At 60.4% G+C, this 7,626-nt stretch carries 10 protein-coding genes; all 10 read right to left on the reverse strand.

Going from position 1 to position 7,626, the window contains the following annotated elements; all coding sequences use genetic code 11:
- Positions 1–6: 6 nt before the first annotated feature.
- Positions 7–1,548: a F0F1 ATP synthase subunit alpha gene (gene atpA, locus VGK14_RS03240; protein ID WP_331507488.1), complete on the reverse strand. Its 1,542-nt coding sequence runs from the start codon at positions 1,546–1,548 to the stop codon at positions 7–9.
- 9 nt (positions 1,549–1,557) lie between these two features.
- On the reverse strand, positions 1,558–2,094 hold the full coding sequence (locus tag VGK14_RS03245) for a F0F1 ATP synthase subunit delta (RefSeq protein WP_331507489.1): 537 nt from the start codon (positions 2,092–2,094) through the stop codon (positions 1,558–1,560).
- Between the two features lie 6 nt (positions 2,095–2,100).
- Positions 2,101–2,571, reverse strand: coding sequence for a F0F1 ATP synthase subunit B (locus tag VGK14_RS03250; RefSeq protein WP_331507490.1), 471 nt, complete (start codon positions 2,569–2,571; stop codon positions 2,101–2,103).
- Between the two features lie 43 nt (positions 2,572–2,614).
- Positions 2,615–2,890, reverse strand: coding sequence for a F0F1 ATP synthase subunit C (atpE, locus tag VGK14_RS03255; protein ID WP_331507491.1), 276 nt, complete (start codon positions 2,888–2,890; stop codon positions 2,615–2,617).
- 40 nt (positions 2,891–2,930) lie between these two features.
- The gene (gene atpB / locus VGK14_RS03260; protein WP_331507492.1) at positions 2,931–3,740 is read right to left on the reverse strand and encodes a F0F1 ATP synthase subunit A; all 810 of its coding nucleotides are present in this window, start codon (positions 3,738–3,740) and stop codon (positions 2,931–2,933) included.
- Between the two features lie 12 nt (positions 3,741–3,752).
- Entirely contained in the window at positions 3,753–4,136 is a 384-nt protein-coding gene (locus tag VGK14_RS03265) for an ATP synthase subunit I (protein ID WP_331507493.1), read from the reverse strand.
- A gap of 81 nt (positions 4,137–4,217) precedes the next feature.
- Positions 4,218–5,084 (reverse strand): ParB/RepB/Spo0J family partition protein, encoded by an 867-nt coding sequence (locus tag VGK14_RS03270; RefSeq protein ID WP_331507494.1) that lies wholly within the window; start codon positions 5,082–5,084, stop codon positions 4,218–4,220.
- Positions 5,085–5,231: 147 nt separating this feature from the next.
- Entirely contained in the window at positions 5,232–5,996 is a 765-nt protein-coding gene (locus VGK14_RS03275; RefSeq protein ID WP_331507495.1) for a ParA family protein, read from the reverse strand.
- Complete coding sequence (gene rsmG / locus VGK14_RS03280; protein ID WP_331507496.1) at positions 5,993–6,613, reverse strand: 16S rRNA (guanine(527)-N(7))-methyltransferase RsmG; 621 nt, start codon at positions 6,611–6,613, stop codon at positions 5,993–5,995. The genes VGK14_RS03275 and rsmG overlap by 4 nt, the downstream gene beginning before the upstream one ends.
- Positions 6,610–7,626, reverse strand: a 1,017-nt coding sequence (locus VGK14_RS03285; protein ID WP_331507497.1) for an FAD-dependent oxidoreductase, incomplete at its 5' end; no start/stop codon positions are given. The genes VGK14_RS03285 and rsmG, both read right to left, overlap by 4 nt.

Genomic DNA, 7,626 nt, shown 5'->3' on the forward strand with positions numbered 1-7,626 from the left:
CCGGGCTTAGTAGGCGTTAGACGCCTTGAAATCCTGGATCGCGGCGGCCATTGCCTTGTCGTCGTCGCCGCTCAGATCCTTGGTGGATTCGATGTTGTCCATCAGGCTCTTGTACTTGGACTTCAGGAACGAAATCAGTGCCGACTCGAACGCCAACACCTTGTTCACCGGCACGTCGTCCAGATAGCCGCCGTTAGCCGCATACAGCGATACCGCCATTTCGGACACGCTCATAGGCGCGTATTGCACCTGCTTCATCAGCTCGGTCACGAGACGGCCGCGTTCCAACTGCTTGCGGGTCGCCTCGTCCAGGTCGGAAGCGAACTGCGCGAACGCAGCCAGTTCGCGATACTGGGCCAGCGCCAGACGCACGCCACCGCCGAGCTTCTTGATCACCTTGGTCTGTGCGGCGCCGCCGACGCGGGACACCGAAATACCGGCGTTGATCGCGGGACGGATACCGGCGTTGAACAGGTCGGACTCCAGGAAGATCTGGCCGTCGGTAATCGAAATCACGTTGGTCGGCACGAATGCGGACACGTCGCCGGCCGCGGTTTCAATCACCGGCAGCGCGGTCAAGGAACCGGTCTTGCCCTTGACTTCGCCGTTGGTGAACTTCTCGACGTAATCTTCGTTGACGCGCGCAGCACGCTCCAGCAGGCGTGAGTGCAGGTAAAACACGTCGCCAGGGTAGGCTTCGCGGCCCGGCGGGCGACGCAGCAGCAGCGACACCTGACGATAGGCCCAAGCCTGCTTGGTAAGATCGTCATAGACGATCAGCGCGTCTTCGCCGCGGTCGCGGAAGTATTCGCCCATGGTGCAGCCGGCGTACGGCGCGATGAACTGCAGCGCGGCGGATTCGGAAGCGGAGGCGGCGACGACGATGGTGTATTCCATCGCGCCGTGCTCTTCCAGCTTGCGCACCACGTTGGCAATGGTCGAAGCCTTCTGGCCGATCGCCACATAGATGCACTTGATGCCCTGGCCCTTCTGGTTGATGATCGCGTCCACCGCGACGGCGGTCTTGCCGGTCTGGCGGTCGCCGATGATCAGCTCGCGCTGGCCGCGGCCGATCGGTACCATGGCGTCGATCGACTTGAGGCCGGTCTGCACCGGCTGCGACACCGACTTGCGCGCGATTACGCCGGGAGCAACCTTTTCGATCTTGTCGGTCATCTTGGCATTGATCGGGCCCTTGCCGTCGATCGGCTGACCCAGCGAGTTGACCACGCGGCCCAGCAGTTCGGGGCCGACCGGCACTTCCAGAATGCGGCCGGTGCACTTGACCGTGTCGCCTTCGGAGATGTGCTCGTACTCGCCCAGCACCACGGCGCCGACCGAGTCGCGCTCCAGGTTGAGCGCCATGCCGAAGGTGTTGCCCGGGAATTCCAGCATTTCACCTTGCATCACGTCGGACAAGCCGTGCACACGCACGATACCGTCGGTCACGGAGACCACGGTGCCTTGCGTACGAGCCTCGGCGCTGGCATTAAAATTTTCCAGCCGGCTTTTAATCAGCTCACTGATTTCAGAAGTGGTTAACTGCATTTAAGTCTCCTAACCTTTCAGCGTATACGCCATCTCTTGGAGGCGTCCACGCACCGAAGCGTCGATGACGGTGTCGCCGACAACAATCTTTACGCCGCCGATAATTTCGGGGTCCACGTTTACGTGCGCCACGACCTTTTGCTTGAAACGGGCTTCGAGCTGGCTGACCAGGGCCTTGACCTGGGCAGCGTCAGGCTGGGCCGCCGCCGTGATTTCGGCTTCGACTACGCCTTCGTCCGCCGCCTTGAATTCCTCGAACAGGCGCGCAATCTCGGGCAGCAGGCCGAGCCGGCGATATTCGACCAACAACTTGATGAGGTTGGCCGCCTGCGCGTCCAACTTGTCGCCGCCCACGGCGAGAAACACGCGCTCCACCTGCTCGGCGGGAACACGGGGGTCGTCGTTCAGCGCCTGCATCTGCACGTCGTTTGCCACCGCCGTGATGAAGGCGAGCATTTCCGACCAGCGCACCAGCGCGTTCTTTTCCTTTGCCAGGCGGAACACCGCCACGGCGTAGGGTCTAGCTATCGTGACCGCTTCAGCCATAATAGATCAAAGCTCCCTGGCGATTGCGGTAAGCATGTCTGCATGCGCCTTGGCATCGATCTCGCGGCGCAGGATCTTTTCCGCACCGCTTACCGCCAATTCCGCCACCTGCTGACGCAGACCTTCCTTGGCACGGTTCACTTCCTGATCGATTTCGGCCTTAGCGCCGACAATGATGCGATTGCCTTCCGCCTTCGCATTGTTCTTGGCTTCTTCGATGATCTCGCTGGCACGCTTCTCAGCCTGCGCGATGATTTCCGAAGCCCGCTCCCTGGCGCCGTGCAGTTCCTGAGCTGCACGCTTGGCGGCCAGCTCCAGATCCAGCTTGCCGCGCTCGCCTGCCGCGAGGCCATCCGCAATGGTTTTTTGACGCGCCTCGACCGCATTCATCAATGGCGGCCAGATAAACTTCACCGTAAACCAGATCAAAATGGCAAACGACAAAGCTTGCGCAAGCAATGTCAAATTAATGTTCATTTCAGCTCCCTAGCTGTTAGTCTTGCCAGCCCAGATGCCAGAATTAGCGTGCAACCACGCTGAGCAGAGGATTTGCGAACGCAAACATCATGGCCAGACCCACGCCGATAATGAAGGATGCGTCGATCAGGCCGAGCAGCAGGAACACCTTGGCTTGCAGGGAAGGAATCATTTCCGGTTGACGGGCAGCGCCATCCAGGAAGCTGCTGCACATGATACCGATACCGATACAGGCACCCGCAGCGCCCAGACCGATGATCAGGCCGATGCCGATGCCCGTGTAAGCCTGAATCATGGCCAAATATTGCAGGTTCTCCATCTTTACTTCCTTTCGCTATAACTTAAGGGTTGTGAAAAAATCAGTGGCTCTCATGCGCCATCGCGATGTAAACGACGGTCAGCATCATGAAAATGAACGCCTGCAACACGACGATCAGGATGTGGAAGATCGCCCAGCCGGCGCCCAGCAGCGCGCCGAAGAAAGTACCGGCCAGCCCGGTTGCGGCCCACATGCCGATCAGCAGGAAGATGATTTCGCCCGCGTACATATTGCCGAACAGACGCAGGGAATGGGAAAGCGGTTTGGAAACGTATTCGATCAGATTGAACAGGAAGTTGGCCGGCCATACCAGAGGATGAGCGCCGAACGGGGAACAGAACAGTTCATGTATCCAGCCGCCGACACCCTTGACCTTGATGCTGAAGAAAATCATCAGCACCCATACCGACAGCGCCAGCGCGAACGTGGCGTTGACGTCGGAGGTAGGCACGCTGCGCCAGGCATGCAGGCCGAGCACGTTATGGTAGAACTTGCCCATGATGTCGACCGGCAGGAAGTCCATCGCATTCATCAGCAGCACCCAGACGAATACCGTCAATGCCAGCGGCGCAACGAACAGATGGCGCTTGCCGTGGAAAATGCCCTTGACCTGGTCGTCGACAAACTCCACCAGCAACTCCACCACGGCTTGCCGCTTGTTCGGTACGCCGGCGGTAGCGCCGCGCACCACCCACCACAGCAGACCGAACGCCACGATGCCCAGCAGCCACGAGGTTACCAGCGTGTCCAGGTGCAGCGTCCAGAAGCCGCCGTCGCCGATATGCCTGGCATTGAAGGTCAAATGATGCGCGATATATTCGGCAGGTGTCAGCGCTTGCTCGGTAGCCATTTCCATCAAATCCTACTTGTTGTCTTTTTCGTCAAAAGTCCGCAATGCCGCGCCGGATATCAGCGCCGCACATGCCAACCCACCGATCAGGGCCAGCGGAACCAGCCCTTTATAAAACTTGAAAACCAGCAGCAGCAGCACGGCGACCACCACGATCTTCACCGCCTCCGCCTTCAAAACACTCAACAGCGCCGCCGCGGCGCTGGTTTGCCCCGCACGCGACACCGAAGTGGCCGCGTAACTACCGGCCAGCACTGCGCCACCGCCGGCAAGCGCCGAAAGTGCGGCATGCGTACCCACCAGGAAAAATGCCGCCATCGCCGATATCGCAGCGGCTATAAGCTGCCACCGCGCAGACTTGGCAAACGCGCGGTGCATTACAGTTCTGTTGTCCATCACGGGGGGCTCAAAACCTGCGCTTTTCGTTGCGTCCGGAAGCACGCAAATCCTGAATTGTCTTTATTTCGGACTTGGATGTCAAGTCCTATCCGCCCCGGCGGATCTGATGCGGGTCAGAATGCCGTCCAGCTGTTCCAGACTGTGATAGCGGATGCTCACTACCCCTGCACCACTGCTGCCAGGCTGTATCGCGACGCTAGCGCCCAGGTATTCCGCCAGCTCGTTCTGCAGCCGTTTCACGTCCATATCCTGCGCCGCCTTGGCCGGCTTGCGCTGCGGTTTGGCAATGCGCTTGACCAGGCTTTCCGCCTCGCGCACCGACAGGCCTTTTTGCGCGATCTGTTCGGCCGCAGTCAATTGCTTGGCGCCTTCCAGCGAGAGCAGGGCGCGCGCATGGCCCATCTCGATGCGGCGCGCCATCAGCATTTCCTGCACCGGCTGCGCCAGATTGAGCAGGCGCAGCAGGTTGGTTACCGCGGTACGCGAACGGCCGACGGCTTCGGCCGCCAGCTGGTGTGTCATGCTGAACTCGTCGATCAGGCGCTTGATGCCGACCGCTTCTTCCAGCGGATTGAGATCCTCGCGCTGGATGTTCTCGATCAGCGACATCGCCAGCGCGGCCTCATCGGCAATCCTGCGCACTAACGCCGGCACCTCTGCGAGCCCAGCCAGCTGCGCCGCACGCCAGCGACGCTCGCCGGCGATGATCTCGAATTTTTCCGGGCCGACCGGACGCACCAGGATCGGCTGCATGATGCCCTGAGCCTTGATCGAATCGGCGAGCTGTTGCAGCGACTCCTGGTCCATCTGCGTGCGCGGCTGGTATTTGCCGGGCTGCAGCTGGCCGACCTTCAACGTGCGCAGCATATCGTTGTCGCCAGCCATTTCGCTATCGCCCCCGAGCAGCGCGTCCAGCCCGCGCCCCAAGCCCCGCATATTAGCCATTTTTCGCACCCATAATTATCAACAATGAAAAGCTCCCAAGCGCAGCCAGCACAAGGCGCGATGGCGCGAAAACACCGGAGTTTACATACCGGTAAATGAGGATGTTTGAGCGCCCGAGCAACGCCGTGATGGCAAGCGACGAGTTTTTCATTTCCCCGCCCGATTGATCATTTCGCCTGCCAGCGCCAAGTAAGCTTGCGCGCCCTTCGAGCCCTTGTCGTGAAACAGCGCCGGCACGCCGTAACTCGGAGCCTCCGCCAATCTGATATTGCGCGGAATCACGGTGCGATAGACCTTGTCGCCGAAATGCCGCTCCAGTTGCGCCGACACCTGCTGCGCCAGCATGTTGCGGGTATCGAACATCGTGCGCAGCAAGCCTTCGATCTCCAGCACAGGATTCAAGTGGGCACGCACTTTCTTGATGGTCTTGACCAGATCGGACAAACCCTCCAGCGCGTAATACTCGCATTGCATCGGAATCAGTACCGCCTGGGCAGCCGTGAGGGCGTTGACAGTAATCAGGTTGAGCGCGGGCGGGCAATCGATCAGCACATAGTCGTAGCCGCCGCCGACTTCCGCAATCGCATTCTTCAGCCGCGTTTCGCGCGCGAACTCGTTCACCAGTTCGACCTCGGCGCCCGCCAGTTCGCGGTTGGCCGGAACCACGTCGTAATTGCCCTTGCCGGTTTGTACTGTGACTTCCGCCAGCGTCTTGTCGCCCAGCAGAACGTCGTAAACCGAAGCGGGCAGGGTGTCTTTGTTCACGCCGCTACCCATCGTCGCATTGCCCTGCGGATCGAGATCCACCAACAGTACGCGGCGTTTGGTGGCGGCGAGGCTGGCAGCAAGATTGACGCAGGTGGTGGTCTTGCCGACCCCGCCCTTCTGGTTGGTGATCGCGAGTATTTTCATGGAGCCGTCTTGATGAAAACCAGATGTCTTTGCGCTTCCAGCCCCGGCACCCTGAGCGGCACGACCTCGGCCACCGGATTCTTGAGCTGGGCCAGTTCATCGTAAGGATAGACCCCTTTCATCGCCAGCCAGAAACCATCATCCGCGCGCAAGTGCGCCGTCAGCTTGATAAACTCGGCGAGATCGGAAAAAGCACGCGAAATAACACAGCCGAATTTCTGCTCGGGACGGTACTCCTCAACGCGCGTGCAGATGACGTCAAGATTGCCCAGCCCCAGCTCTGCCTTGGCCTGGCGCTGAAAAGTAGTTTTTTTGTGGCTGGCATCCAGCACCGTCACTTTCAGTTCCGGCCTGGCCAGCGCCAGCGGGATGCCGGGCAGGCCGGCACCACTGCCCACATCCAGTAGATCCCTCGCCTGCAGATGCGGCAATACGGCCAAACTGTCGAGCAAGTGCAGCGTGACCATTTCGTCGGGGTCACGCACCGCGGTCAGGTTGTGCACCTTGTTCCACTTGACCAGCAGCGCGAGGTAATCGAGCAGCTTGTGCTGCGTTGCCTGCGGCAGATCCATGCCCAACGCGGACAGCCCGGCCGCCAGTATCTGTCGCTGGCTCAAGCAGCGTCTCCCAGGGTGTCGTTAATTTTCGCTTTGTATTTTTTCTTGATATACACCAGTAGCAGCGAAACCGCCGCCGGCGTGATGCCTGAAACACGGCCCGCCTGGCCCAGCGTCTGCGGCTTGTGCAGGTTAAGCTTTTGCTGCGCCTCGATGGAAAGCCCGCGCACGTCGCGGTAATCGAGGTCTTGTGGCAGCGCCAGCTCTTCGTAATAGCGCGTGCGCTCGATTTCTTCTTGCTGGCGATCGATGTAGCCCTGGTATTTGGCGCCGATTTCCAGCTGCTGGCGCACCCGCGGGTCTTGCTCGCCAACGTCGCCCGTGAGTGCGAGCAGGCTCTCGTAGCTCACTTCCGGGCGGCGCAAAAGTTCGAATAATGGATATTCGCGGTCTATCATCTTGCCCAGCACGCGCTCGGCAGTCTCGACCGGCAGCGTGGCGGGGTAGACGAAGGTACGCTTGAGACGCTCCGTTTCGCGGACAACGGCTTCCTGCTTGCGGCTGAACGCCTCCCAGCGCGCATCGTCCACCACGCCCAGCTTGTGGCCGATCTCGGTGAGCCGCATGTCGGCGTTGTCCTCGCGCAGCATCAGCCGGTATTCGGCGCGGCTGGTGAACATGCGGTAGGGCTCGTTGACGCCGCGCGTGATGAGGTCGTCCACCAGCACGCCGATATAAGCCTGGTCGCGGCTCGGGCACCAGGGCTCCCGGTCCCAGGCATACAGCGCGGCGTTGATGCCCGCGAGCAAGCCCTGCGCGGCGGCCTCTTCGTAGCCCGTCGTGCCATTGATCTGGCCGCCGAAGAACAGGCCGGATATCGCCTTGGTTTCAAACGAATTCTTCAGTCCGCGCGGGTCGTAATAATCGTACTCGATGGCGTAGCCTGGACGCAGGATATGCGCATTTTCCAGCCCACGGATGCTGCGGACTAAATTGAGTTGCACGTCGAACGGCAGACTGGTGGAAATGCCGTTGGGGTAGATTTCATTGGTAGTCAGCCCCTCGGGCTCGAG

The organism is Novimethylophilus sp., from assembly GCF_036504375.1.
Taxonomy (GTDB): domain Bacteria; phylum Pseudomonadota; class Gammaproteobacteria; order Burkholderiales; family Methylophilaceae; genus Novimethylophilus.

Bases quoted from the DNA above. Each gene is read 5' to 3' on its own strand.
- atpB (WP_331507492.1), bottom strand. From the start codon at position 3,740: ATGGCTACCGAGCAAGCGCTGACACCTGCCGAATATATCGCGCATCAT.
- atpA (WP_331507488.1), bottom strand. From the start codon at position 1,548: ATGCAGTTAACCACTTCTGAAATCAGTGAGCTGATTAAAAGCCGGCTG.
- VGK14_RS03250 (WP_331507490.1), bottom strand. From the start codon at position 2,571: ATGAACATTAATTTGACATTGCTTGCGCAAGCTTTGTCGTTTGCCATT.
- VGK14_RS03270 (WP_331507494.1), bottom strand. From the start codon at position 5,084: ATGGCTAATATGCGGGGCTTGGGGCGCGGGCTGGACGCGCTGCTCGGG.
- VGK14_RS03245 (WP_331507489.1), bottom strand. From the start codon at position 2,094: ATGGCTGAAGCGGTCACGATAGCTAGACCCTACGCCGTGGCGGTGTTC.
- VGK14_RS03265 (WP_331507493.1), bottom strand. From the start codon at position 4,136: ATGGACAACAGAACTGTAATGCACCGCGCGTTTGCCAAGTCTGCGCGG.
- atpE (WP_331507491.1), bottom strand. From the start codon at position 2,890: ATGGAGAACCTGCAATATTTGGCCATGATTCAGGCTTACACGGGCATC.
- VGK14_RS03275 (WP_331507495.1), bottom strand. From the start codon at position 5,996: ATGAAAATACTCGCGATCACCAACCAGAAGGGCGGGGTCGGCAAGACC.